This window comes from Paraburkholderia sp. EB58 (genome assembly GCF_050436665.1).
GTDB lineage: Bacteria > Pseudomonadota > Gammaproteobacteria > Burkholderiales > Burkholderiaceae > Paraburkholderia.
Map to the genome: position 1 here is coordinate 221,695 of NZ_JBNDMQ010000003.1, position 25,760 is coordinate 247,454.

The 25,760-nt window shown below is 63.9% G+C and carries 18 protein-coding genes; 8 read left to right on the forward strand and 10 right to left on the reverse strand.

Annotation, left to right across the window (positions count from 1 at the left end):
* Positions 1–34: 34 nt before the first annotated feature.
* The 8 genes from P3T40_RS06185 to hrcA form a co-directional block, all read right to left on the reverse strand.
* Positions 35–2,137, reverse strand: a complete 2,103-nt coding sequence (locus P3T40_RS06185) for a chorismate-binding protein (RefSeq protein ID WP_429266803.1) — start codon at positions 2,135–2,137, stop codon at positions 35–37.
* 28 nt (positions 2,138–2,165) lie between these two features.
* Positions 2,166–3,305, reverse strand: a complete 1,140-nt coding sequence (gene dnaJ / locus P3T40_RS06190) for a molecular chaperone DnaJ (protein WP_429266804.1) — start codon at positions 3,303–3,305, stop codon at positions 2,166–2,168.
* A 267-nt stretch (positions 3,306–3,572) separates the two neighbouring features.
* On the reverse strand, positions 3,573–5,534 hold the full coding sequence (gene dnaK, locus P3T40_RS06195) for a molecular chaperone DnaK (RefSeq protein ID WP_429266805.1): 1,962 nt from the start codon (positions 5,532–5,534) through the stop codon (positions 3,573–3,575).
* Between the two features lie 152 nt (positions 5,535–5,686).
* Positions 5,687–6,139: a thioredoxin family protein gene (locus P3T40_RS06200; protein ID WP_429266806.1), complete on the reverse strand. Its 453-nt coding sequence runs from the start codon at positions 6,137–6,139 to the stop codon at positions 5,687–5,689.
* Positions 6,140–6,183: 44 nt separating this feature from the next.
* Positions 6,184–6,777, reverse strand: coding sequence for a nucleotide exchange factor GrpE (grpE, locus tag P3T40_RS06205; RefSeq protein ID WP_429266807.1), 594 nt, complete (start codon positions 6,775–6,777; stop codon positions 6,184–6,186).
* 483 nt (positions 6,778–7,260) lie between these two features.
* Positions 7,261–7,668 carry an RNA-binding S4 domain-containing protein gene (locus P3T40_RS06210; RefSeq protein ID WP_429266808.1) on the reverse strand — a complete coding sequence of 136 codons (408 nt, stop codon included), beginning with the start codon at positions 7,666–7,668 and terminating at the stop codon, positions 7,261–7,263.
* Positions 7,669–7,706: 38 nt separating this feature from the next.
* Complete coding sequence (hemH, locus tag P3T40_RS06215) at positions 7,707–8,777, reverse strand: ferrochelatase (protein ID WP_429266809.1); 1,071 nt, start codon at positions 8,775–8,777, stop codon at positions 7,707–7,709.
* Between the two features lie 204 nt (positions 8,778–8,981).
* Positions 8,982–10,001, reverse strand: a complete 1,020-nt coding sequence (hrcA, locus tag P3T40_RS06220; protein WP_429266810.1) for a heat-inducible transcriptional repressor HrcA — start codon at positions 9,999–10,001, stop codon at positions 8,982–8,984.
* Between the two features lie 295 nt (positions 10,002–10,296).
* Here hrcA and P3T40_RS06225 point away from each other — a divergent pair, with 295 nt between their 5' ends.
* Together P3T40_RS06225 and recN are read left to right on the forward strand one after the other, a co-directional pair.
* Positions 10,297–11,199 (forward strand): NAD kinase, encoded by a 903-nt coding sequence (locus P3T40_RS06225; protein WP_429266811.1) that lies wholly within the window; start codon positions 10,297–10,299, stop codon positions 11,197–11,199.
* Positions 11,200–11,243: 44 nt separating this feature from the next.
* Positions 11,244–12,923: a DNA repair protein RecN gene (gene recN, locus P3T40_RS06230; protein ID WP_429266812.1), complete on the forward strand. Its 1,680-nt coding sequence runs from the start codon at positions 11,244–11,246 to the stop codon at positions 12,921–12,923.
* A gap of 127 nt (positions 12,924–13,050) precedes the next feature.
* On the opposite strand, the gene glnE is transcribed toward recN, so the two are convergent.
* Positions 13,051–15,852, reverse strand: coding sequence for a bifunctional [glutamate--ammonia ligase]-adenylyl-L-tyrosine phosphorylase/[glutamate--ammonia-ligase] adenylyltransferase (gene glnE, locus P3T40_RS06235; protein ID WP_429266813.1), 2,802 nt, complete (start codon positions 15,850–15,852; stop codon positions 13,051–13,053).
* Between the two features lie 175 nt (positions 15,853–16,027).
* On the opposite strand from glnE, the gene P3T40_RS06240 reads away from it, so the two are divergent.
* The 6 genes from P3T40_RS06240 (at position 16,028) to P3T40_RS06265 (ending at position 25,080) form a co-directional block, all read left to right on the forward strand.
* Complete coding sequence (locus P3T40_RS06240; RefSeq protein WP_429266814.1) at positions 16,028–20,236, forward strand: YhdP family protein; 4,209 nt, start codon at positions 16,028–16,030, stop codon at positions 20,234–20,236.
* Between the two features lie 141 nt (positions 20,237–20,377).
* The gene (locus P3T40_RS06245; protein WP_429266815.1) at positions 20,378–21,220 is read left to right on the forward strand and encodes a carbon-nitrogen hydrolase family protein; all 843 of its coding nucleotides are present in this window, start codon (positions 20,378–20,380) and stop codon (positions 21,218–21,220) included.
* 97 nt (positions 21,221–21,317) lie between these two features.
* Complete coding sequence (gene tldD / locus P3T40_RS06250; RefSeq protein ID WP_429266816.1) at positions 21,318–22,784, forward strand: metalloprotease TldD; 1,467 nt, start codon at positions 21,318–21,320, stop codon at positions 22,782–22,784.
* A gap of 322 nt (positions 22,785–23,106) precedes the next feature.
* Entirely contained in the window at positions 23,107–24,180 is a 1,074-nt protein-coding gene (aroG, locus tag P3T40_RS06255; RefSeq protein WP_429266817.1) for a 3-deoxy-7-phosphoheptulonate synthase AroG, read from the forward strand.
* A gap of 226 nt (positions 24,181–24,406) precedes the next feature.
* Positions 24,407–24,745, forward strand: coding sequence for a type II toxin-antitoxin system RelE/ParE family toxin (locus P3T40_RS06260; RefSeq protein WP_429266818.1), 339 nt, complete (start codon positions 24,407–24,409; stop codon positions 24,743–24,745).
* Between the two features lie 2 nt (positions 24,746–24,747).
* Positions 24,748–25,080 (forward strand): helix-turn-helix domain-containing protein, encoded by a 333-nt coding sequence (locus P3T40_RS06265; protein ID WP_429266819.1) that lies wholly within the window; start codon positions 24,748–24,750, stop codon positions 25,078–25,080.
* A 29-nt stretch (positions 25,081–25,109) separates the two neighbouring features.
* Here P3T40_RS06265 and P3T40_RS06270 read toward each other — a convergent pair whose 3' ends face one another.
* On the reverse strand, positions 25,110–25,664 hold the full coding sequence (locus P3T40_RS06270; protein WP_429266989.1) for a cob(I)yrinic acid a,c-diamide adenosyltransferase: 555 nt from the start codon (positions 25,662–25,664) through the stop codon (positions 25,110–25,112).
* Positions 25,665–25,760 lie beyond the last annotated feature (96 nt).

Below are 25,760 nucleotides of genomic sequence, written 5' to 3' on the forward strand. Positions count from 1 at the left end.
CGGGGCCGAACGGGAGGCGTGGCGGCCACCAGCCTCATCCCAGAAGACGCGCCGGCACGGCGCCCCGTAAGGCGTTGCAGACGAGAAGTGCATCAGCATTCAATACGTCTTCCCGCGTCAGCACGCGCTCTGCGGCACTTAATACCTTATCTTCCAGCAGCAAACCTCGCATCACGCCAGGCAGCACGCCCGACGACAACGGCGGGGTCCACCACCGTCCAGCCAGCTTGACGAATACGTTCGAGCGACCGCCTTCCGTCAACTCACCGCGCTCGTTGAAAAACAGCGTGTCGAAGGCGCCGAGCGCCTCCGCGCTGCGCCAGCCACGATCGTAGTCTGCCCGGCGGGTGGTTTTGTGATGTAGCAGCGCATCGCTCGCCTCGGTCGCGGCGAACCCGTGATCCGGTGCGAGCAGCAGACCGACTTCGCCGTCCGGCAACGGTGTCAGCAGCGCCGCGCCGATCTGCACCGCGCCGCTTTTGTCGAGAGCGAGCCTGACGCGATGCGGCGTCTCCGCCTGCAATGAATCGCACTGTGCATCGATACACGCACGCAATGCAGCTTCATCGAATCTGAAACCGAACCACGCGGCGCTCGCTGCGAGCCGCCCGAGGTGGCGCGCAAGATGCCGCACGCCGGCCTCGCGCGTCGCGTACATGGTCTCGAATAGCTCGAAACCGGGATCGGCTTCGGTCAGGAAACGGGCTTTCAATTGGCACTCCGCATATTCGTCGGCGGCGACGCTGTCCAGCACGATTCCTGCGCCGACACCCATGCTGCCGTGACGCGTGTGCTCGCCCGTGGCGGGCGCTTCGAGCGTCAACGTGCGGATCGCGACGGACAGGCAGAAATCACCACAAGCGTCGTGGGCGGGGGTTGAAGGACTTGGGGCGGTTGAGGCATCCGGCGTGGCTGAGGTGGCTGAGGTGGCTGAGGTGGCTGAGGTGCCTGAGGTGCCTGACGGGTCTGCGGCGTCTGCGATGGCCGAAGTAGCCGCGCTGGCCGCGGCTGAAACAGGCACCGCACTGCGGCCCACCCAGCTCGCATCGAGCCAGCCGATCGCGCCGGTGTACAGGCCGCGCGGTGTGCTTTCGAGCGTCTCGATCAATTGCATGGTCCGATGCTTCGGCGCGCCGGTGATCGATCCACACGGGAACAGCGCACGCAGTACATCGGCGAACGACGTCCGCGCGCGTAACCGCGCCTCCACGGTCGACGTCATCTGCCAGACGGACGCGTAAGGCTCGACCGAGAACAGAGCCGGCACCTTGACCGAGCCGGTTTCGGCGACGCGCGACAGATCGTTGCGCAGCAGATCGACGATCATGACGTTTTCGGCGCGGTTCTTGGGGTCGTTGGCAAGAAACTCCGCTCCCTGGCGGTCGGCAACGGGATCGTCCGGCGTCCGCGGCGCAGTGCCCTTCATCGGCCGCGCGCGCAACGTCGTCCCCCCTTTCTCGACAAACAATTCCGGCGAGCACGACAGCACCCAGCGGTCGCCCGGCAACGCGATCAACGCGCCGTACGGCACGGGCTGCCGTGCCCGCAAACGCCGGTATAGCGCAGCCGGCGTGCCGAACACGTCGAACCCGAGCCGGTAGGTGTAGTTGACCTGATATGAATCGCCAATACGAAGCGCATCATGAATCGCGCCAATCGCCGCTTCGAATTGCGCCGGATCGACGCTCGCGCGCACACCAGCCGTACCTGCCACCGACGGTTGTGCCGCGCCGCCGTCTCGTTGCATCAGCCACGCATCGGCTTCGTCACGAGAAAGCTTCGCGCACTGTTCGAACAATAAAAAACGCAGCGTGGCATCGCCGCGCTGCGTTTGATCAAACTGGGTAGATTGCTGGCTGCAAGACGGAAGCGCGGCCCCTTGGGGAATGCGCAGTGGAGACGCCCCAACCCCACGCTCCAGTACAAGCTGACGGCCGAACTCAAAATCGCCCAGCACAACAGCATGCAGCCCGCGACGCAGATCGCCGCTTACCGCCTCGCACACCGCATCGAACTGCGCCGCGTCGGAGCAGATCCTTTCGTGCACAAACTGCGTGTACAGGCGGCTCGAGCGGCGCGCCGCCGTCGCGTCGCAATCGTCGAGCAATGCGAACACGGCGCCGCGATCATCCACCATCCTATCTACCACCAACTTCAGACTGCCATTAATCGAAGAAGCTCTTCACGCGATCGAACCAGCTCTTGCTTTGCGGACTATGACGCGCACCGCCCTCGACCAGCGACTTCTCGAACTGCTGCAGCAACTCGCGCTGCGGTTCGGTGAGCTTGACCGGCGTCTCGACCTGAACATGCACGTACAGATCGCCGGCAGTGCTCGAACGCAGTCCCTTGATGCCCTTGCCGCGCAGACGGAACGTCTTGCCCGACTGGGTGCCTTCCGGGACAGTGAAGCTCGCACGACCCGCCAAAGTAGGCACTTCGATCTCGCCACCGAGTGCTGCCGTGGTGAACGGAATCGGCATCTGGCAATGCAGGTCGTCGCCGTCGCGCTCGAACACCGAGTGCTGCTTGATATGAATCTCGACGTACAGGTCACCTGACGGACCGCCGTTGATGCCCGGCTCACCGTTGCCGGCCGAGCGGATCCGCATGCCGTCGTCTATGCCCGCCGGAATCTTGACTTCCAGCGTCTTGGTTTCCTTCACCTTGCCCGCGCCGTGGCAGTGCAAGCAGGGATCGGGAATGTGGCTGCCAGTGCCATGACACTTCGGGCAGGTCTGCTGGATGCTGAAAAAGCCCTGCGACATCCGCACCGAACCCGAGCCGTTACAGGTCGGGCAGGTTTCGGGCTTGGTGCCAGGCTTCGCGCCCGAACCGTGACAGATTTCACACGACACCCAGCTCGGCACGCGGATCTGCGTGTCGTAACCGTGCGCGGCCTGTTCCAGCGTGATTTCCATGCTGTAGCGCAGATCGGCCCCGCGATATACCTGCGGGCCGGCACGGCCGCCGCCGCGTGCGGCGCCACCGGCCGCCTGGCCGAAGATGTCGCCGAAAATATCGCCGAATGCATCGGCAAACCCGCCGAATCCCTGCGCGCCGGCACCGCCCATGTTCGGGTCGACACCAGCGTGGCCGTACTGGTCGTACGCTGCACGCTTCTGCGAGTCCGACAGCATTTCATAGGCTTCCTTCACCTCTTTGAAATGCTCTTCCGCATCCTTGTTGCCCGGATTGCGGTCGGGGTGATGCTTCATCGCAAGCTTGCGATAAGCCTTCTTGATTTCGTCGTCGCTCGCGTTCTTTGCGACGCCCAGAACCTCGTAGTAATCCCGTTTCGCCATATCGGTTCAACGCCCTCCGCGCAGCAAGGCACGGCGGCTCCTCTTGAATGCTGGAGTCTCACGACTCGTCCGGCCGCTGCTCACCCCTCGTTTACAGGATCTGAGCAACGCCCTCCATAAAACAAATGTGCCCGGAGAGCCCAAAAGGCTCACCAGGCGCGATAACCGCTTTGCAGGTTCATGCTCCCGGAGACGGGCGCAGACCGTTTTGCAGCCGAGCCGCACACACTGCTGTGTGCGGCTTTACGGTCAAATTGCGACCTGGCTTTAGTCCTTCTTGACTTCCTTGAACTCAGCGTCGACCACGTCGTCTTCCGGCTGGCTCGCGCCACCGGCCGAGGCACCGCCCGGTGCTGCACCCGCGGCACCGGCCGCTGCGCCTGCTGCACCTTGCGCAGCCTGCATGTCGGCGTACATCTTTTCGCCGAGCTTCTGCGACGCCGTTGCGACCACTTCAATCTTGGCTTCGATCGCCGCCTTGTCGCTCGAACCGCTCTTCAGCGTCTCTTCGAGGTCCTTCAGCGCTGCTTCGATCTTTTCCTTCTCAGCCGCTTCCAGCTTGTCGCCGTATTCGGTGAGCGCCTTCTTCGTGCTGTGGACCAGCGCGTCGCCCTGGTTGCGGGCATCGGCCAGTTCACGCAGCTTGTGATCTTCTTCCGCGTTCGCTTCCGCGTCCTTCACCATCTTTTCGATTTCGCCTTCCGACAGGCCCGAGTTCGCCTTGATGGTGATGCGGTTTTCCTTGCCGGTTGCCTTGTCCTTGGCGCCGACGTGCAGAATACCGTTCGCGTCGATGTCGAAGCTCACTTCGATCTGCGGCACGCCGCGCGGTGCCGGCGGAATGCCTTCGAGGTTGAACTCGCCCAGCAGCTTGTTGCCGGCTGCCATTTCGCGTTCGCCCTGGAACACCTTGATCGTGACGGCGCCCTGGTTGTCGTCCGCCGTCGAATACACTTGCGCGTGCTTCGTCGGGATCGTGGTGTTCTTGTTGATCATCTTCGTCATCACGCCGCCGAGCGTTTCGATGCCGAGCGACAGCGGGGTCACGTCGAGCAGCAGCACATCCTTGCGGTCGCCCGACAGAACCTGGCCCTGGATCGCGGCGCCCACGGCCACGGCTTCGTCCGGGTTCACGTCACGGCGCGGTTCCTTGCCGAAGAATTCCTTGACCTTGTCCTGCACCTTCGGCATACGCGTCATACCGCCGACGAGAATCACGTCGTCGATTTCGCCAACCTTCACGCCTGCGTCTTTGATAGCCAGACGGCACGGCTCGATGGTGCGTTCGATCAGTTCTTCCACCAACGCTTCGAGCTTTGCACGCGTAATTTTCAGGTTCAAGTGCTTCGGACCCGACGCGTCTGCCGTGATGTACGGCAGGTTGATTTCAGTCTGCTGGCTCGACGACAGTTCGATCTTCGCCTTTTCAGCCGATTCCTTCAGGCGTTGCAGCGCGAGCACGTCCTTCGACAGGTCGACGCCCTGCTCTTTCTTGAACTCGCCGATGATGTAATCGATGATGCGCTGGTCGAAGTCTTCACCGCCGAGGAACGTATCGCCGTTCGTCGAGAGCACTTCGAACTGCATTTCGCCGTCAACGTCGGCGATTTCGATGATCGACACGTCAAACGTACCGCCGCCCAGGTCATACACGGCAATCTTGCGGTCGCCCTTTTCTGCCTTGTCGAGGCCGAACGCGAGCGCGGCGGCGGTCGGTTCGTTGATGATGCGCTTGACTTCCAGACCGGCGATGCGGCCGGCGTCCTTGGTAGCCTGACGCTGGCTGTCGTTGAAGTACGCGGGAACCGTGATCACCGCTTCGGTGACCGGCTCGCCGAGGTAGTCTTCAGCGGTCTTCTTCATCTTGCGCAGGACTTCAGCCGAGATTTGCGGCGGAGCTAGCTTCTGATCGCGCACTTCGACCCAGGCGTCACCGTTGTCGGCCTTGACGATCTTGTACGGCATCAGAGCGATGTCTTTCTGCACTTCTTTTTCTTCAAAGCGGCGGCCGATCAGGCGCTTGACCGCGTACAGCGTGTTGCGCGGGTTCGTGACCGACTGACGCTTCGCAGGCGCGCCGACCAGAATTTCGCCGTCTTCCATGTAAGCGATGATCGACGGCGTGGTGCGCGCACCTTCCGAGTTCTCGATCACCTTGACCGAATTGCCTTCCATGATCGCCACGCACGAGTTGGTCGTGCCGAGGTCGATGCCGATGATTTTGCCCATTTTTACTAATCTCCTGACTTTGATCGCTGCGGTAGGGTGCCTTGTGCCCATCTGGCGGCAAGGCAACCCGCCTTCAATTCATACCTGCACTCAACATAAGTGCGTCCGCATCGTTTTCAAGACCTTGAATGCAATGCGGTCTTTAATTTTTTTCAATCGCCTGCCGCTTCGGGATTGCCGGAGTCGCCGGTGATCCCGCTGTTGACCGTTGCGCTGCTGGCCGCCCTCGCCAGTATCTTCTCCCGCGCGGCCGCCACCGCTGCCTCGAACTGCCCGAGGCCGTGCCAGCCGGTCGCCCGGCCAAGCCGTTTGCCACGGTAAAAGAAAAACCACGTCGGCACGCCGTGCAGCATGAACCGGCGGCCCAGTTCGCGATGCTCGTAGACGTTGCTGTGAAACCACTTAAGGCCGAGGGCGCGAATCGCCTCGGGCTGCGCCAGCATCGCCTTCTTCGCTATCTCACAGTTAAAACAGTCCAGCCCCCAGAAGAACACCACAGCGAGCTCGTCGCCGGCCGCTTCGAGTCCGGCGTCGAACGACTCCGCGCTCAACTCCTGCATCTCGAACACGGCAAAAGCCGTGGCGTCGACGGGAAGGTTAGCCATGGTGACGGCGTCGGCCCGGGAGGCTCTTCAGTGAGACCCGGCGCTTACTTCGCCTGCGCGACAGTGACGAGCGCCGGACGTAGCACGCGATCGGCAATCACAAAGCCCTTTTGCAGCACGGAGACGATCGTGTTCGGCTCCTGCTCGGCAGGCACCATCGAGATGGCCTGGTGACGATGTGGGTCGAACTTCTCGCCGGCCGGCGGATTGATCGCAACGACGCGACCCTTCTCGAGCGCACCGTTCAACTGACGCAGCGTCAGCTCGACGCCTTCGCGGACCTTCTGCAGGTCGTCGGACGAGTGCGCAACGGCCGCCTCGAGACTGTCGACCACTGGCAAGAGGTGCTCGGCAAAGCTTTCGATCGCAAACTTATGGGCCTTGGAGACGTCTTCCTGCGCGCGGCGGCGCACGTTTTCGGTCTCGGCCTTCGCACGCAGGAAGCTCTCCTGCAGCTCGGCGATCTTGGCCTGCGCTTCAGCCAAGGCGGCTTCGACGCCTGCCGGCGCGGCGGCGCCCGGCGCACCTTCAGCCGGGTTAGCGTCGGGCTGAACCGCGGTGGCCTCGGCGGCCTGGCGCGCGGCTTCTTCGGCGGGCGTGGGGTTCTGGCTCGTCGGGTTCTCTTGCGTGTTTTCCATGTCGCTGAAAGTCGTTAAAAAGTTAAAGCCAAGGACGGCCGCATTGTGGCTTTATGGCGCTCGCAAGAGCGTTGCAAAAACACCACATGAGCCACCGTTCATCGCTGCTTAAGGTGGGGACCTAAACCACCATTTCAAGCGGTCAAAACGACCTTTCTGCACCGCAGCAGTGCGGGAGAAATGCCTGGTTACAACCATTACCCTGACTTCATCAGAATGAGATTGAGCGGGGTCGAGGACTGACCTAAACTGCAGACATTCATCGGGAAAGGCACGTTTACCCTAACCCGATATATACCACCTCAATTAACTAACTGAGTGTTCGTTCAGCATCCTTCCGGGGGCGTACCGTGAAACTGACCTTCGCAATAGCCGTGGTCGCCTTGGTGCTCGTCGCGGGAACCACGACCATCTGCATGTCGGGGGCCGTGAACGACAGCACGACGGAGTATGGCGGTGTGCACGCCACGATGGAACAGCTGTTTAATCCCCACCTGAAAATTTGTCGATAATGCGCCGGTCGCGCTTGGTCGGACGCCCGTGCAAAGCGGCGGCCGGCTCGCGATACGTTTTGCGCCGCTCCTGCTCCTCCTGCCGCTTCACCTTGCTGTCCTCAGTCTCCGCATAAAGCGTCTGCGCCACGCTAGCCGGCCCGCGCACGTCGCAGACGCCTAGCACCTCGACCTGCCAGATTATCCTTTCAATCTCGATCTCAACGAGGTCGCCGACCCGCACTTCCTTGGCCGGCTTGACCGTGGCCCCGCCGATGCGCACATGGCCTTTATCGACCGCGTCCGCCGCGAGCGAGCGCGTCTTGAAGAAGCGTGCGGCCCACAGCCATTTGTCGATGCGCAGACGCGCACCGGGTTCGGTGAAAATCTTGTAGTTCATCGGTCAGTCTGGCGCCCCAAGCGCGTTGCAACAATGTCTCACGCTTCCACCACGCCCTGCACGGATGCCGTCTGAACCGGCCAGCCCTGCAGATTCTGCGCGACGATCTCACCAAGCGCGGCAATCCACGCTTGCGAGGCGTTCAAGCAAGGAATCCGGTGAAACTCCTTGCCGCCGGCGTGGACGAATTCATCGCGGACCTCCATGCCGATTTCCTCGATTGTTTCGAGGCAATCGGCCGTGAAACCCGGACAGAACACGTCGGCCCGGCGCACGCCTGCCGCGCCCAGTTCCTTGAGCGTCGGCGCGGTGTAGGGCTGCAGCCATTCGGCCTTGCCGAAGCGCGATTGAAACGTAACGCGGCATTCGACCGATGTCAGTTCAAGCGCCTGCATCAGCAGCGCCCCGGTTTGCTGACACTGGTCGTGATAGGGATCGCCCAGATCCAGCGTGCGCTTGGGAACGCCGTGGAAGCTCAGCACCAGCTTGTCGCCCGCCGCGAAATCCGGACGCCCATGAGCGTGCCAGTAGTGGTGTACCTGCGCAGCCAACGCCGCGATATACGCGGGATGGTCGGCATATTGCCGGATGGTGCGGATTTCGAGCTGGTTGCGCATGCGCCTGAGCGCGGAAAATGCGGCGTCGAAGGCCGTAGCGGTGGTCGACGACGAGTATTGCGGATACATCGGTACGAGGAGCACCCGTTCGGCACCGGCCAGCTTGAGCTGATTCAGCATGTCCGGGATGCCCGGCATGCCATAGCGCATCGCGTAGTCCACGAGCACCGTGTAGTCGTTCACCTGCAGGAGATGCCGCAGCCCTTCTACCTGCTTCTCCGTGAACACACGCAAAGGCGAGCCTTCCGGCGTCCACACGGCTGCATATTTCCTGGCCGACGAGCGCCCGCGGAAAGGCAGGATCAGGACCCGCAAGATGACCTGCCAGGCGATGGCGGGAATCTCGACCACCCGTGGGTCGGACAGAAACTGCGCGAGATAGCGCCGCACGGCCTTCGGCGTTGGTGCGTCGGGCGTGCCCAGATTGATCAGCAACACCGCCACACGGTGGGCTGTGGCGGGCTGAGACGGCCGCTCGAGGTCGAAACGCATAGGCAACAGGGTTAGCCGCTTACGGCGGAAAACGTTTCAGGTGGAACTCATTATAGCGGCGCGATCCGCCGCGCATACCTGGCCATTCGGCCGATTGGCAAGCGCCGCGCCGCGCCGCATCATTACCGGCATGAGTTCGGGCGTTGGCCGGGAGGCCGGTTGCAGGCAGCGGCACAGGCCGCCGCGTTTAGCCACGTGCAGTTGTTACTGCTGGCTAAGCGTCAGCGAAAGCAGACGCGCCGTAATATCGACGATCGGGATCACACGGTTGTAGGCCATCCGCGTGGGTCCGATCACGCCGAGCGTACCAACGATCTTGCCGTTCACTTCGTATGGCGCGGTCACCACGCTCATTTCTTCGATCGGCACGAGGTTCGACTCGCCGCCAATGAAAATCTGCACGCCTTGGGCGTGACTCGACACGTCGAGCAACTGAAGGAGGCTGGTCTTTTGGTCGAATACATCAAACAGCTTGCGCAGCCGCGCCATGTCGGAGGACAGGTCGGCCACTTCGAGCAGATTGCGCTCGCCGGATATCAGCACGGTCTCGCCGGCGTCGGTTTCGTCGGTGCTGGCGGTGACGGCAGCGTGCATGAGGGTGGTCATATCGCCGCGCAGTTCGTCGATCTCTTCGCGCAGGCGCCGGCGCACCTCGTCGAACGACAGGCCGGCGAAGTGGGCGTTGATGTAGTTGGACGCCTCCACCAGTTGCGACGGCGAAAAGTCGCGCTGCGTCGCCATGATGCGGTTCTGTACGTCGCCCTCGGGCGTGACGATGATAAGCAGGATGCGCTTGTCGGACAGGCGCATGAACTCGATCTGCTTGAACACATGGCTGCGCCGCGGCGTCAGCACCACGCCGGCGAACTGCGACAGGTTGGACAGCACGCTCGCCGCTGCCGCCACGATCTTCTGCGGCTCGCCCGCCTGCAGGGTGGTCTTGACAGTACGGGTGACGGCTTCTTCGTCGGCGGCGGATTCGACGGTGAGCATCGTGTCGACGAAGAGGCGGTAGCCACGCGGCGTGGGAATGCGGCCCGCCGAGGTGTGTGGGCTGATCACGAGCCCCAGCTCCTCCAGATCGGACATCACATTGCGGATCGTCGCCGGGCTCAATTCCAGGCCGGAATAGCGGGACAACGTGCGCGAACCGACCGGCTGACCTTCGGCGATGTAGCGCTCGATCAGCGTTTTGAGGAGGGTTTGTGCGCGGGGATCTAGCATGACGGAAAATTTTAGCTTAATGACGCAACAACCGCGAGCGCTAACAATATCTGCCTGGGTTCCGTCAATATCTGCCTGGGTTCCGTCGAGCTCTGCCCGCGAATCCGGCCGGCGACTCAGCGCCTCGCGGAGACCCGTGTCCGTTGGTTCGTCGAGGCACCCGGCGCCCCCTGTCATCATGACTTAACCATTCTAACGATAATCCTCGGCAGCACGTTTCGCACCCGCCCCGCGTCGGCCGCCCGTATGGCCGCGGACGGTTCTTTTCAGCCCCCACCTATGGTGTAATGCCGGCATGCAAGTTACCAGCCAGTTCAAGACCGTCGCGCTAGTCGGGCGCAACAATACGCCAGGCATCGGTGAGCCGCTGACCGCGCTCGCCTCGTGCATCGCGAAGCGCGGCTTCGAGGTGGTATTCGAAGCGGACACCGCTGCGGAGATCGGCATCACCGAATACCCGGCCCTGCGTCCAGCGGAGATCGGCGCGCGCGCCGACGTCGCCGTGGTGCTCGGCGGCGACGGCACGATGCTCGGCATCGGCCGCCAGCTCGCGCCGTACCGCACGCCGCTGATCGGCATCAACCATGGGCGCGTCGGCTTTATCACCGACATCCCGATTTCCGACATGCAGGTCATCGTTCCGCAGATGCTTGGCGGCCACTTCGAGCGCGAGGAACGCACGCTGCTCGAGGCGCGCATCATGCGCGACGGCAGCCCGATTTACCACGCGCTCGCGTTCAACGACGTGGTGGTGAACCGCAGCGGCTTCTCGGGGATGGCAGAACTGCACGTCTCGGTTGACGGCCGCTTCATGTACAACCAGCGCTCGGACGGCCTGATCGTCGCCACGCCGACCGGCTCGACCGCCTATTCGCTGTCATCGGCGGGGCCGATCCTGCATCCGCAGTTGCAAGGCATCGTGCTGGTGCCGATCGCGCCGCACGCGCTGTCGAACCGGCCTATCGTGCTGCCGGACGACTCGAAGGTCAGCATCCAGATCGTCGCGGGACGAGACGTGAACGTCAATTTCGACATGCAGTCGTTCACCGCACTCGAACACAACGACACTATCGAGGTTCGCCGCTCGCGCCATACCGTGCCGTTGCTGCATCCGGTCGGCTATAGCTATTACGCGACCCTACGCAAGAAACTTCACTGGAACGAATACCCGTCGCACGAAGACGACATCAAGCCCTGAGCGGATCGCCCCAGCCGGTAACCCACGCCCACCAGACGACCTCCATGCTTCGCCACCTCTCGATACGCGACTTCGTCATCGTCGCCGCGCTCGATCTTGAATTCGATAGCGGCTTTACGGTTTTTTCAGGTGAAACAGGCGCCGGCAAGTCGATCCTGATCGACGCTCTGGCATTGGCGCTCGGCGCCCGTGCCGACGCAAGCGTCGTGCGCACCGGCGAGGCCCGTGCCGATATCACCGCGGAATTCGAAACCCACGCGCAACTCGAGCAGTGGCTCGACGAGCAGGCGCTCGCCTCGCCAGGCGCTGCAGCGGCCGACGACCCGCACGGCAGCACCGTCATGCTGCGGCGCGTGGTCGACGCGAACGGCCGCTCGCGTGCCTTCATCAACGGCACCGCGGCGACGCTCGCGCAATTGCGCGAAGTCGGCGAAATGCTGGTCGACATTCACGGGCAGCATGCGCACCGGTTGCTGATGCGCCCGGACGCCCAGCGCGAGCTGTTCGACACCCATGCCGGGCTGATCGACAAGGCAGGCGCCGTGGGCCGCGCCTGGCGCAACTGGCGGGAGAAGATGCAAGCGGTCGAACTCGCCAAATCTCGTGACCGCGAGCTGCAACTCGAGCGCGAACGCCTCGCATGGCAGTTGGCCGAGCTCGACAAGCTCGCCCCGCAGCCGGGCGAATGGGAAGAGGTCAACGCCGAACACAACCGCCTGTCGCATTCGGCTAATCTGATCGAAGGCGTGCAAGGTGCGCTTGCCGCGCTGTCCGAATCGGACGAGGCGATGATCACGCATCTCGCGTCGATCGTCTCCAGACTGCGCGATCTCGCGGAAATCGATCCGGCGCTGAACGACGCCCTCGCCGCACTCGAACCCGCCGAGATCCAGTTGCAGGAAGCCGCGTATTCGCTGAGCCACTATGCGCAGCGGCTGGAGCTCGACCCCGAGCGCCTCGCCCAGATCGAGAAGCGCGTCGACGCACTCCATTCGGCCGCACGCAAATTCCGTTTGCAGCCGCAAACGCTGCCCGAGGAACACGCCGCACGTCGCGCGCAACTGGCCGCTCTCGACGCCGCCGCGGATCTGGACGCCCTGCACGCTGCCGAAGCCAAAGCGAAGGAAGCCTATCTCGCCGAGGCCAGGCAACTCTCGAAGGCGCGCGCCAAGGCCGCCAAGGCACTCGGCTCAGCGGTCACCACGGGCATGCAGGAACTGTCGATGAAAGGCGGTAGCTTCGAAGTCGCTCTCGTGGCATTACCGGAAGGTGGCGCGCACGGGCTGGAACAGGTGGAGTTCCGGGTTGCGGGCCATGCTGGCGTGCCGCTGCGGCCGCTCGCAAAGGTCGCTTCGGGCGGCGAACTGGCGCGGATCAGCCTTGCGCTCGCCGTGATCGCCAGCGCCGCCAGCCCGACGCCCACCCTGATCTTCGACGAAGTCGATACCGGAATTGGCGGTGGCGTTGCGGAAGTGGTCGGACGATTGCTGCATCAGCTCGGGCGGGCCCGCCAGGTGCTGTGCGTGACGCATTTGCCGCAGGTCGCCGCGCGCGGCGACCATCACTTCCAGGTGGCGAAGGCCACGAACGGCAAAGGCGGGACGGTCAGCAGCGTCACGTCGCTCGACAAGGCGAGCCGGATCGAAGAAGTGGCGCGCATGCTCGGCGGCCTGGAGATCACCGCCACGACGCGCAAGCACGCCAAGGAAATGCTCGCAGCGTAGAAGGAAGCCAGTACAGGGTCTGCGGGCCGTCCCAACATCAGAGCGGCCCCTTACCCGTATTCATAGAGCAAGGCCGTGCAGCACGCTCAAAGTCCTGGGTGTCTTAAGCCCTGCGCCAGCCAAACCGCTACCCAAACACCCGCTGCCACAACGCCAGCACCGCCTGGCGCTCCGCCTCGACGGCTGCCGGCTCGACGCGCGCCTTCTCCATCCCGTCGAGCCTCAGCTTGTGCTGCAGCTTGCGGTAAGTGCGATACGCGGCGCCAACCGTCTCGGCCTCCTCCTCGCTCATCATCCCGAAGCGCGACACCTCGCGCAGCAACGCGATATTACCGGTGTTGCGGATCAATTCCGGATCACGCGCCGCGTGCAGCAGCACCCAGTACTGAACGGTGAACTCGATATCCACCATCCCGCCGCGATCGTGCTTCAAATCGAACAGCTGGGTCCGGTTGGGATGCCCGGCCCACACGCGCTCACGCATCTCGACGATCTCGCGCGCGAGCGGTTCAGCCTCGCGCGGGGTCGTCAGCACCTGTACGCGGATCGCCTCGAACTTCGCGCCGATCTCGGCATCACCCGCGCAATAGCGCGCCCGCGACAGCGCCTGGTGTTCCCAGACCCACGCTGTGTTGGCCGCGTCGCCCTCGCGCAGTTGGTAACGCCTGAACGCATCCAGATCCGTGACGAGCAGGCCCGATTCGCCGTTTGGCCGCAGCCGCAGATCGACGTCGAACAGCGTGCCCGCGCCCGTCGCCATCGTCAGACAGGTGATCAGGCGCCGGGTGTACATGGCGTAGATCTCCGCCGCATTTTCGTCCGGGTCGTCGTAGAGGAAGATCAGGTCGAGGTCTGACGCGTAGCCCAGCTCCTTGCCGCCCAGTTTCCCGTACGCGATGACCGCAAAGCGCGGCACCTCGCGGTGACGTCTGGCCAACTGATTCCAGACCGCTTCGAGCGTGACATCGAGCACGGCATCCGCGAGTTCCGAGAGCCGGTCGCTCACATGTTCGACGCTCAGCTTGCCCGCCAGATCGATCAACAGAATGCGGAATACCTCGGCCTGGTGGGCGTGGCGCAACAGATCCATCTGCTGTTCGACGCCGTCGGCCGCGGCCAGGCGCAAGCGCAGGGTGCGCTTGAACTCGGCCCAGTCGAACGGGCTCGCGATCGCCTCGTCATCGAGCAGTTCGTCGAGCAGTTGAGGATGGCGGATCAGATAGCCGGCCGCCCAGTGCGAAGCGCCCAGCACTGAGAGCACCCGGTGCAGCGCCTGCGGATACTCGGTGAGCAACGCCAGATAGGCGCCGCGCCGACTCACGGCTTCGAGCAGATCGAAGAAACGTGCCACCGTGTCGCCGCGCCGCGCGGGCGGCTCCAGCGTGCGCGCGGCTTCGAGAGCGCGCTGCGCAACGATGTCGAAGCGCTGCCGGCTACGCTCGGCGAGCCCCGCGTAGCGCGACGACTGCCAAAGCGCGCGCAGTCGCGCGAGCAATTCAGCTGGCTCGGCAATGCCTAACTCGACGAGGCGCGCCTGCAGGGCAACGTCCGCGCTATCGTCGGCCAGCGCGCTGCTCCATACCCACACGGCCGCACCGTCTTCCGGCGCGCCGCAGCCGTCGCGGCCGGTCACCTTGTCGGCAAAGATCTGGTCGAACTGCTGTTCGACCAGTTCGCGGTGCGCATCGAGCTTGGCCATCAATGCCGCGTAGTCGTCGAAGCCCATGGCATACGCCAGCGCCGCACGCTCTTCCGGGTCGACCGGCATCGCGTGGGTCTGCGCGTCATTGCGATATTGCAAGCGGTGTTCGAGTTCGCGCAAAAAACGATAGGCCTGCGAGAGCTTCACGCACACGGTCGGCGCGATCAGGCCGTGCGCCGCGGCGTGACGCAGCACGGCGAGCGTCGGCCGCACGCGGAAACCCGCATCCTGACCGCCACGAATCAACTGGAACACCTGCGCGCTGAATTCGATCTCGCGAATGCCGCCGCGGCCGAGCTTGATGTCGTCGGCCTTGTCAGGCCGCATCGATGCGCGGCGCTGTGCCTCCTGGCGAATCTGCAGATGCAACGCGCGGATCGCGCTGATCACGCCGAAGTCGAGATAGCGGCGGTAGATGAACGGCGTGACGATCGCATCGAGCTGCTTCGACAGCCGGCGCGCGGCATCGCTGCCGCCTTCGGACACGAGCCGCCCCTTGATCCAGGCGTAGCGTTCCCACTCACGGCCCTGCACGTAAAAATACTCTTCGAGCATGCCAAGACTACACACGAGCGGTCCCGAATCGCCGTTCGGCCGCAGCCGCATGTCGACGCGGAAGACGTAGCCGTCGGCGGTCACTTCGGCAAGCGCCGCGATCAGCCGTTTGCCCAGCCGGGTAAAAAAATCCTGAGTCGCAATCGGCGAACGCTGACCGCCGGCGGTCTCGCCGTCCTCTTCATAAATGAAGATCAGGTCGATATCCGACGAGACGTTCAGCTCGCGTCCACCCAGCTTGCCCATGCCGACCACGCCGAGCGTCAGCCGTTCGCCCTCTGGGCCGCGCGGCTCGCCGTACAACACTTCGAGATCGGCGGACAACACCGCCAGCGGCCGCTGGATGGTCGTTTCAGCCAGATCGGTCATCGCGCCGGTCACTTCGGCGACGTCCGCACGGCCGGCCAGGTCGCGCTCCATCACGGCGCAAAACACCTCGGTGCGCAACTGGCGCAGCGCCCGCTTGAGGCCGTCCTCGGTCAACGCAACACTTGGGCCGCCAGCACCACCGGCCTGCGCCGCGCACAATTCATCGAAGCGGGCCTCGATCGACTCGCGCGTCAACGGCTCCGCCGCCAGCGCCGCGATACGCTCAGCGAGTTCAGGACGTGCCGCCAGCGCGCGCGCCGCATAGTGTGAAAAGCTGGAACTCAAGAGTGTGGCGTCAGTCATCAGAGGTCTGGATCGCTGGTTGCTTCATTCGTCTCATCACCGGGCCATGTGCCGCGTCGCTGAGGTCGCGAGGCGCCGTAAATACAGGCCTTGACGGATATTCGTCGAGGCTGGCCCGTGTGTTACATTTCGTCGTCAGACCGCAAAACTACCATACGCCCACCCCCGCCGCAGCATGTCCGAGCGAAACGAATCCGCCGCGCCACACGAACCCGGACAAGTCAGGCCAGTGAGCGGCGACCACCACGTGGTGCTGCGTCACACCTTGAGGGTGCTGGCGGCAATTGCGCTCGTCATCTATTTCATCGCGGCGGTCCTCTTCATGGGACTGCGCTACGGCTTGCTGCCGCGGGTCGACGCGTTCCGGCCGCGCATCGAAGCGCTGGTCTCCGAGAAAATCCACGCGCAGCTCACCATCGGCAAACTGGCGCCGCACTGGACCGGTTTCCAACCCGGCATCGACGTCACCAATCTGACCATTCGCGACCGTGAGGGCAAGGTCGGGCTGAACATTCCGCACGCCACCGCCACGGTTTCGTGGAGCTCGCTATGGCGACTCAAGCCGATCCTCTCGAGCCTGATCGTCGATCAGCCCGACGTGCTGATCGGGCGTCGCGGCGACGGCTCGCTCTCGGTCGCGGGCGTCACGATGCCGAGCAGGCATACGGGCAACGACACCTTCACCACGTGGCTGCTGCGTCAACAGGCCATCGTGCTGCGCGGCGGCACCCTGCGTTGGATGGACGCGAGTCATAACGCGCCGGAACTGGCGCTGCAGAACATTCGCCTCGCCATCCTAAATGACGGCGACGACCACCATCTGGCGCTACAGGCCCCGCCGGACGGCAAGGTGCTGCACGGCCCGCTCGATTTCCGCGCCCACTTCAAACACGCGCGTCTGTCGGACATCGGCAAGCCGATCAACTGGACCGGTCAGGCCTACGTGTCCACCGGCCCGGTCGACCTGCCCGCCCTCGCCCAATACATGGATTTCCCGATCGAGACCTTCGCGGGCCGGATTGACAACGCCATCTGGATCGAGTTTGCCCAAGGCCGGATGAAATCGGCGAGCGGCGAGCTGGCCGGCACCAATGTCTCGATGCGCGTACGTCCGACCCAGCCGCGCCTCGACGTGCCGGTTGCGAGCTTCTCGTGGAAAGTCGAGGTGGCGGAATCTGGCGACTACACGCTGCAACTGAACCACCTGCACGCCGAGCTTGGTCAGCCGCCGCTCGACGACGGCACACCGCTCACCCGGACGCTAGCCCTGACGACGCTGACCGCCCATTACCGCAGGGCGTCCCTGCAGCACGGCCAGTTGATCAGCGTAGGCGGCGACCACGTCGACCTGGGGATCCTCGCCGAATTCAGCCGCGCTCTACCGCTATCGGGGCGCCTGCTCAACCAGTTGGTGCGCTTCAATCCGCGCGGGATGGTGTCGAACTACCTGATCGAGGTCGAGCGGGCCACGCCGAGCTCCGGCGAAGCGGCCGTCGAACATAGCGCGAACGGCGCCGAACCGATCGTGCGCTACCGCTTCAAGGCGGACCTGCAGGGCATCAGCGTGGCGGCCCAGGAGCCGCCACCGGGACTCACCCCCCTCGGCCACCCGCGGGCAGGCTTGCCTGGCGTCGAAAACCTGTGGGGCAGCGTCGATGCCGACGAAACCCACGGCTCGATGACCATCGACACCAACAATGTGGCAGTCACGCTGCCGGGTGTGTTCGACGATCCGCGCCTCAAGTTCGACCGCCTGCAGGGCCGCGGTAACTGGACGGTCAAGCCGACGACGGCACCGGGCGAACTGCATAAGGCGTTTGCGATCACCGTCCCGGAACTGCGTGTGGCCAACGCGGACACCGCCGCGATGGTCACGGCCAACTACAGTAATCCGGGCCATGGACGCGGCTTGCTTGACCTGAAGGCACAGTTCGATCACGCCCAGGTTACGCGCATCGTCCGCTACCTGCCCACCAGCATCAGCGAGAAGCTGCGCAATTACCTCGGTCACGGGCTGCAGGCCGGCATGTCGCGTGGCGCGGTGATCGAGGTGCACGGCGACCTCACCAAATTCCCCTACTCGCGCGATCCGACTGCCGGCGTGTTCCATATCGTCGCGCCGTTCAAGGGCGGCAAGTTCGACCCGTCGCCGTTTCCGCCGCGCGTGATGAAAGACGGTGTGACGCCGAACGTGTGGCCGGCGCTGGACGGAATCGACGGCACCTTCGAGCTGAAGGAGAACGTGCTGCGCTTCGACGTCGATCGCGCTCACTACAAGCGCATCGCGCTCACCAAGGTCGGCGGCAAGATCGACGACCTGGGGACCAAGGCCTCGCCCCTCGTGATCAACGGCGACGGTCACGGCCCGCTCGCCGATATGATCGACTACGTCAATGGGAGTGCGCTCGGCGGCTTGTCGAAGCACGTTGGCGAGAAGGTGCAAGCCGAAGGACCCGCGTCACTCGCGCTCAAGCTGACCGTGCCGCGCACGCCGAAGCCGCATATCGCCGTCGAGGGCGCACTGGGCTTCCAGAACAACCGCCTGAGCATAGAAAACGTGCCGCCGTTGTCGCAACTCAATGGCAAGGTTCGCTTCACCGAACACACCGCGCAATTCGACCGGCTGAACGGCCAGTTCCTCGGCGGCGACCTCCACGCCAAGGGTGGCGTGCAGAACAACGGCACCTACGCGCTCGATCTGAACGGCCACATTGCCGTCGACGCCGCGCGCGGTTTGAATCTGCACGGCCCCGCCGCGCAGGTGCTCACGCGCATGAGCGGCAGCGCGCCATACGATCTGAGCGTGAACGGCGTCAAAGGTCGCCTGCCCGACGTCACCGCGAACTCCGACCTGAGCAGCCTCGCGCTCGACTTCCCCGCGCCGTTCAACAAGCCGGTCGGCACGCCGATGCCGCTGCACTTCAGCTTCAAGCCAGCCGCCGCGGAAGGCGACCCCGGCCTGCAGCGGGCCGATCTGCAGTTTGGCCCGATCGCCGCGACGTATCTGCTGCGCCACACGCCGGGCCAGCCGCCGGCGGTGGTGGTCGGCGCAGTGGGCGTCAACAAGCCGGCCGAGCTGCCGACCGAAGGGGTGATCGCCGCGGTCGACATCGACGCCTTCGACGCCGACCAATGGCGCGCATTCGTCAACCAGATGCGCAGCAAGGAAGCCGCCGCTGCGCCCGTGGGAGCGGCATCGGCGGCAAGCGCGCCCAACCCCACGCTAACGCAGTTCCTGCCGAACCGCTTTGCCGTGCACATCGGCACCCTGACGCTGCTCAAGCGCCACTGGGAAAGCGTGATCGTCGGCGCGTCGCGTGACAACGGCAACTGGCAGGCCAATATCGCCTCGAATCAGGTTTCCGGGCACATCGCGTGGCTGCCTGGCCCGGTCAAGGGCTCACCGGGCACGCTGCAGGCCCGCCTCGCCCGGCTGGTGATTCCGTCGGCCACGGAAAACGATCTGCTCGGCCAGGCGATGTCGGCGCCGGCGCAGAACATGCCGTCAATCGATTTGGTGGTGAACGAGCTGATCGTGCGCGACCACAATATAGGCAGCCTGGAAGTCGATGCGCATAACTCCGAGGAAGACGGCGTGCCGGTCTGGCAACTGGACAAGCTCAATATCAGTAACCCGGACGCCACGCTGACCGCGACCGCGAACTGGCGCACCGCGACGCAACTCGGCGCCAGCGCCGACGAAGAGCTGCAAAAGCGCACCGTGTTCGATTTCAAGCTCGACATCAAGGATGCCGGCGCCCTGCTCGAGCGGGCCGGCAAGCCGCGCACGCTCAAGGGTGGCAGCGGGACGCTGTCGGGCAAGGTGGTCTGGCTCGGCGGTCCCACCCATATCGACTATCCGACGCTGAACGGCAATCTGGCGGTCGACCTGGAGCACGGCCAGATCCTCAAGGTCGATCCGGCCGTCGCCAAGCTGCTAGGCGTGCTGAGCCTGCAAAGCCTCGCACGCTTTGCGACGCTGAATTTCCGCGACGTGATCGGCGAGGGCCTGCCGTTCGAAAGCGTGAAGGGCACCGGACAGATCACCGACGGCATCGGCCGCACCGAGAATTTCCAGATGGTCACTGCGCCCGCCCGCGCCCAGATGACCGGCTCAGTCGACCTCGCGCAGGAAACTCAGGATCTGCACGTGCATATCGTGCCGACAATCAGCGCCGGCGCGGGTGTAGTCGCCGCCACCGTGATCAATCCGCTGATCGGCTTGGCCGCGCTGGTCGCCGATTTCGCGCTGTCGAAGTCGATTTCGAAGGCGTTCGCGCTGGACTACGCCATCACCGGTTCATGGTCGAAACCGCATGTCGAGCGGGTCCGCAGCGATCGCGGTAAGATGGACCTGCCGGCTTCGACCGTGGAAGCGCAGTGACCCCAGTATTGAGCCCCGTAGTGAGTGCCGTCTGACCGCGCTCACGGTGCCGGACCGGCAGCGGTATAGCCTTGATCGACGCAGGCGGCGCTTGCAAGTTCGCGCCAGCCTGCTCACTGCCGGGAGTCTTTCGAAACGCTCATGAGCGAACACCACGCCCACTCAACATTCCCTGATCCGTCCTTCCGCGTCGCCGCCCTGCAAATGGTGAGCACGCCGGACCGCGAGCGCAACCTGGCCGAGGCGGAACGCCTGATCGCCGAGGCCGCGGCCGACGGTGCGCAACTCGTCCTGCTGCCCGAATACTTCTGTTTCATGGGCTTCAAGGACACGGACAAACTCAGTGTGCGCGAACCCTACGGCGACGGCCCGATCCAGCGTTTTCTGGCGGACGCCGCCCGCCGCCACCGCGTCTGGGTGATCGGCGGCACATTGCCGCTGACCGCGCCGGAAGCCACCCGTGTCCTCAATACCACGCTGGTATTCAACCCGCAGGGCGAGGAGGCGGCCCGCTACGACAAGATCCACCTGTTCAATTTCGAAAAAGGTGACGAATCGTTCGACGAGGCCCGCACCATTCGCCCCGGCGAGGAGGTTCGCACCTTCGACGCGCCGTTCGGACGGATCGGCCTGTCGGTCTGCTACGATTTGCGCTTTCCGGAGCTGTATCGCCGCATGGGCGATTGCGCGCTGATCGTAGTGCCCTCGGCCTTCACCTATACGACTGGCCGCGCGCACTGGGAAATGCTGCTGCGTGCCCGCGCCGTCGAGAACCAGTGCTATGTGCTCGCCGCGGCGCAAGGCGGCAAGCACGAGAACGGCCGCCGCACGTGGGGACACAGCATGCTGATCGACCCGTGGGGCGAGATCGTCGCGGTCCGAGATGAAGGCGCCGGCGTCGTCGCCGGGAATCTGGAGCGCGCACGCATCGACGAGGTCCGCCAAAGCCTGCCGGCGTGGCGCCACCGCGTGCTAACGAGCTAAAGCTGAACCTGACATTGAAAGTACGACGCCGCCCACCCATGTATGGGATGCGCGTGCGCCAACCGAACCCCTTTGTATCGAGCAGAACATACCTCGCATGAATATCATCGAACCCGGTATCCGCAATCTCGCCACCGCCAAGGACGTGCTCCTCACGCCTTACGGCCTCGACGAAGCCGTGCTCACCCGCACGCTCGCCGAAATCTTCACGCACCGCATCGACTACGCGGACCTGTACTTCCAGGCCACCCGTAGCGAAGCGTGGAGCCTTGAAGAGGGCATCGTGAAATCAGGCAGCTTCAGCATCGATCAAGGGGTCGGCGTGCGCGCCGTGTCCGGTGACCGGACCGCGTTTGCCTACTCGGACGATCTGTCGCCTGAAGCCATCCGCCAGGCGGCGCTCTCCACCCGCTCCATCGCCAAGGCCGGCGGCGGCAAGCAGAAGATCAAGGTGGCCTCTTCGCTGACCGGCGTTGCCGGGCGCGACCTGTATCTGCCGTCCGACCCGCTGCACTCGCTCGACGCGACGGCCAAGGTCAAGCTGCTCGAGCGCGTCGAACAGATGGCACGCAGCCGCGATCCGCGCATCACCCAGGTGATGGCGGGCCTCGCCGGCGAATACGACGTGGTGCTGGTTGCGCGCAGCGACGGCGCGATGGCCGCCGACATCCGGCCGCTCGTGCGCGTGTCCGTCACGGTGATCGCCGAGCAGAACGGCCGCCGCGAAATCGGCAGCGGCGGCGGCGGTGGCCGCTTCGATTACGGCTATTTCACTGACGACGTGCTGTCGAAGTACGTCGACGACGCCGTGCATGCCGCGCTGGTCAACCTCGACGCCCGCCCGGCCCCGGCTGGCGCGATGACGGTCGTGCTCGGACCGGGCTGGCCCGGCGTGCTGCTGCACGAAGCGATCGGCCACGGCCTCGAAGGCGACTTCAACCGCAAGGGCTCGTCGGCATTCGCCGGACGCATCGGCGAGCAGGTTGCCGCCAAGGGCGTCACCGTGGTCGACGACGGCACACTGCCGAACCGCCGCGGCTCGCTGAATATCGACGACGAAGGCAACCCGACCCAGTGCACCACGCTGATCGAGGACGGCATCCTGAAGGGCTACATCCAGGACACGCTGAACGCCCGTCTGATGAAGATGCCGGTGACCGGCAACGCGCGCCGCGAATCGTACGCCGCCCTGCCGATGCCGCGCATGACCAACACCTACATGCTGAACGGTGACAAGGATCCGCAGGAAATCATCGCGTCGGTCAAGAACGGCCTGTACGCGGTGAACTTCGGCGGCGGCCAGGTGGACATCACCAACGGCAAGTTCGTGTTCTCGGCCTCCGAGGCCTACATGATCGAAAACGGCAAGGTCACCTACCCGGTCAAGGGTGCGACGCTGATCGGCAGTGGCCCGGAATCGCTCAAGTACGTCACCATGATCGGTAACGATATGTCGCTCGATTCGGGCGTCGGCGTATGCGGCAAGGAAGGCCAAAGCGTGCCGGTGGGCGTCGGCCAGCCGACGCTGCGCATCGAGAAGATGACGGTCGGTGGCACGGCCTGATTACCACCTTGACGCATACTTCGTGCATGTTTTTCACGAAGTATGCGGATTATCCGCATTTTTACCGACCCCTGGTTGTCAACTGAGACTGCCCGGGTTATAAAGTCAGTCACCCTTTTTCACCAGCGACCTTACTTTCGCCATGTCCGCCAAGTTTTATTTTTACTTTTTCTGGCATCTCAGACCGCTGGCGGATCGAGAGGGGTGTTAGTGCACGTAAGGCACCCGAAATTCCCGAAAAACCGCCAGCGAGTCTGGCGGTTTTTTTTCGCCCTGAGCGAACACCGAACACACGCTACGAACCGAATCCTGGAGAACCACCATGCCCCCGCATAACACCGACGATGTCCGTATTCGAGAATTGAAAGAACTCACGCCGCCTGCCCACCTGATCCGCGAATTCGCCTGTGAAGAAGCGGTGTCGGACCTGATCTACCATTCGCGCCAATCGATGCACCGTATCCTGCACGGCATGGAAGACCGGTTGATCGTGATCATCGGGCCGTGTTCGATCCACGATACCAAGGCGGCGGTCGAATACGCGGGACGCCTCGTCGAGCAGCGCAAGCGCTTCGCGGGCGAACTCGAAATCGTGATGCGGGTGTACTTCGAAAAGCCGCGCACGACGGTGGGTTGGAAGGGTCTCATCAACGACCCGCACATGGATAACAGCTTCAAGATCAACGAAGGCCTGCGCACCGCGCGCGAACTGCTGTTGCGCATCAACGAACTCGGCCTGCCGGCGGGCACTGAATACCTCGATATGATCAGCCCGCAATACATCGCTGACCTGATCTCGTGGGGCGCAATCGGCGCACGCACGACGGAGTCGCAGGTGCACCGCGAACTGGCTTCGGGACTGTCGTGCCCGGTAGGCTTCAAGAATGGCACGGACGGCAACGTGAAGATCGCCGTCGATGCCATCAAGGCCGCGTCGCAGCCGCACCATTTCCTGTCGGTGACGAAGGGCGGCCACTCGGCGATCGTCTCGACGGCCGGCAATGAGGACTGCCACATCATTTTGCGCGGCGGTAAAACGCCGAACTACGATGCGGAGAGCGTCAACGCGGCTTGCGCCGACATCGGCAAGGCGGGCCTCGCGGCACGCCTGATGATCGATGCGAGCCATGCCAATAGCTCGAAGAAGCACGAGAACCAGATTCCGGTATGTGCGGACATTGGCCGCCAGATTGCCGGCGGCGACGAGCGGATTATCGGCGTGATGGTGGAGTCGCACCTCGTCGCCGGCCGCCAGGATCTGAAGGAAGGCTGCGAGCTGACCTACGGCCAGAGCGTGACCGATGCCTGCATTGGGTGGGACGAAAGCATCGCCGTGCTGGAAGGTTTGGCCGAAGCCGTCAAGCATCGCCGCGTGGCGCGTGGCAGCGGGAATTAAGCGGTAACGCTGTGCGATAGCCTTTGGCAGCAACGCAAGCCCGGCTCAGTGAGCCGGGCTTTTTTTTTTTTGTCCTCACGGGTCGTCGCGGCGAATCGTTTAGTTAGCCGAACGGACGAATGGTGGCCCGTGTCGTGCCCCTGTACCGTACTTGCCCATGGCGGGATAGGAGGCATATTGCCTTCCCTGGAAGTCTGGTATAAAATTTTATACGTGCAAGGTACTCATGGGGCAAGACAAAGAAATCCGCTGGGTGGGTTCCAGCTATGACGATCTGCTGGCGTTTCCCGAGGAGCCACGTCGGCAAGCCGGCTTTCAGCTGGGAAAAATCCAGGCAAGTCTGGATCCGGACGACTGGAAACCGTTTGCGGCGGTCGGCCCAGGTACGCGTGAAATCCGCCTCAAGGACAGTACCGGCGCCTACCGGGTGATGTACGTGGCGAAGTTCGTGGAAGCCATTTATGTACTGCACTGCTTCCAGAAAAAGACGCAGGCCACCAGCCGGCATGACTGTGAGATTGCAGAGGCGCGGTATCGCGCCATAGTCAACGATAGAAAGGCATAGCAATGACGATCGACACCAAAATCCGTCACGTAACGAAGCCGGGAGACAACCTGTTCCTGGACCTGGGATTTCCCGCTGAGGAAGCGGCGCGGCTGCACGCGGCGTCGCAGAAACAGATCAACGACACGCGGCTCTTGAAGGAACAGTTGATGACCGAATTGTCCAGCTGGATCGACGAGCACCATCTGAAGCAGGCCGAAGCGGCCGAGATCCTGATGGTGTCGCGCCCGCGGGTATCCGACGTGGTCAACAAGAAAACCGCCAAGTTCACTATCGACACACTGGTCGAGATGATGAGCCGGATCGGCAAGCCGGTCACCTTGGCCGTCGGCTGACGCGGCGACGCTTCGGCTGGGCGGACGCCTTACTTCGCGCCGCGCTCGTGCTGCCAGAGCACGTCTGTACCGCCGTCCGCACGATTGAGCACGCGCGCCAGCACAAACAGCAGATCCGACAGGCGGTTGACGTATTGACGCGGCGCCGCGTTGATGGTCTCGGTCTGGCCAAGCGCCACGATGGCCCGTTCGGCCCGACGGCACACCGTCCGGCACACATGCGCAAGCGCGGCTGCCCGCGAGCCGCCGGGCAAAATGAACTCCTTGAGCGGCGGCAGCGTCGCGTTGTATTCGGCGAGCCAGCCGTCGAGCTGGCCGAGATGCTTGTCGGCAATCATCGTGTGGCCGGGAATGCACAGCTCGCCGCCCAGATCGAACAGGTCGTGCTGGATTGCGGTGAGCGCCGCGCGCACATTGTCCGGCAAGGTTTCGCACAGCAGCACGCCGAGATTCGAGTTGAGCTCGTCCACCTCGCCGATCGCCGCGATCCGCGCATCGTCCTTGCGCACCCGGCGGCCGTCGCCGAGGCCCGTGGTGCCGTCGTCGCCGGTGCGGGTGGCGATCTTGTTCAAGCGATTGCCCATGATATGTGCCTTCCTTTCAGTGTCGGGTGCGACTGCGCCGTGCCAGCCGCGCCCATCGCGCGTCTGCCGCGCGATCGTGCGTCCGCCGCTCGTCCG

Excerpts from the sequence above, each read along its gene's own strand:
- P3T40_RS06185 (WP_429266803.1), bottom strand. The coding sequence starts at position 2,137 with ATGGTGGATGATCGCGGCGCCGTGTTCGCATTGCTCGACGATTGCGAC.
- dnaJ (WP_429266804.1), bottom strand. The coding sequence starts at position 3,305 with ATGGCGAAACGGGATTACTACGAGGTTCTGGGCGTCGCAAAGAACGCG.
- dnaK (WP_429266805.1), bottom strand. The coding sequence starts at position 5,534 with ATGGGCAAAATCATCGGCATCGACCTCGGCACGACCAACTCGTGCGTG.
- P3T40_RS06200 (WP_429266806.1), bottom strand. The coding sequence starts at position 6,139 with ATGGCTAACCTTCCCGTCGACGCCACGGCTTTTGCCGTGTTCGAGATG.
- grpE (WP_429266807.1), bottom strand. The coding sequence starts at position 6,777 with ATGGAAAACACGCAAGAGAACCCGACGAGCCAGAACCCCACGCCCGCC.
- P3T40_RS06210 (WP_429266808.1), bottom strand. The coding sequence starts at position 7,668 with ATGAACTACAAGATTTTCACCGAACCCGGTGCGCGTCTGCGCATCGAC.
- hemH (WP_429266809.1), bottom strand. The coding sequence starts at position 8,777 with ATGCGTTTCGACCTCGAGCGGCCGTCTCAGCCCGCCACAGCCCACCGT.
- hrcA (WP_429266810.1), bottom strand. The coding sequence starts at position 10,001 with ATGCTAGATCCCCGCGCACAAACCCTCCTCAAAACGCTGATCGAGCGC.
- P3T40_RS06225 (WP_429266811.1), top strand. The coding sequence starts at position 10,297 with ATGCAAGTTACCAGCCAGTTCAAGACCGTCGCGCTAGTCGGGCGCAAC.
- recN (WP_429266812.1), top strand. The coding sequence starts at position 11,244 with ATGCTTCGCCACCTCTCGATACGCGACTTCGTCATCGTCGCCGCGCTC.
- glnE (WP_429266813.1), bottom strand. The coding sequence starts at position 15,852 with ATGACTGACGCCACACTCTTGAGTTCCAGCTTTTCACACTATGCGGCG.
- P3T40_RS06240 (WP_429266814.1), top strand. The coding sequence starts at position 16,028 with ATGTCCGAGCGAAACGAATCCGCCGCGCCACACGAACCCGGACAAGTC.
- P3T40_RS06245 (WP_429266815.1), top strand. The coding sequence starts at position 20,378 with ATGAGCGAACACCACGCCCACTCAACATTCCCTGATCCGTCCTTCCGC.
- tldD (WP_429266816.1), top strand. The coding sequence starts at position 21,318 with ATGAATATCATCGAACCCGGTATCCGCAATCTCGCCACCGCCAAGGAC.
- aroG (WP_429266817.1), top strand. The coding sequence starts at position 23,107 with ATGCCCCCGCATAACACCGACGATGTCCGTATTCGAGAATTGAAAGAA.
- P3T40_RS06260 (WP_429266818.1), top strand. The coding sequence starts at position 24,407 with ATGGGGCAAGACAAAGAAATCCGCTGGGTGGGTTCCAGCTATGACGAT.
- P3T40_RS06265 (WP_429266819.1), top strand. The coding sequence starts at position 24,748 with ATGACGATCGACACCAAAATCCGTCACGTAACGAAGCCGGGAGACAAC.
- P3T40_RS06270 (WP_429266989.1), bottom strand. The coding sequence starts at position 25,664 with ATGGGCAATCGCTTGAACAAGATCGCCACCCGCACCGGCGACGACGGC.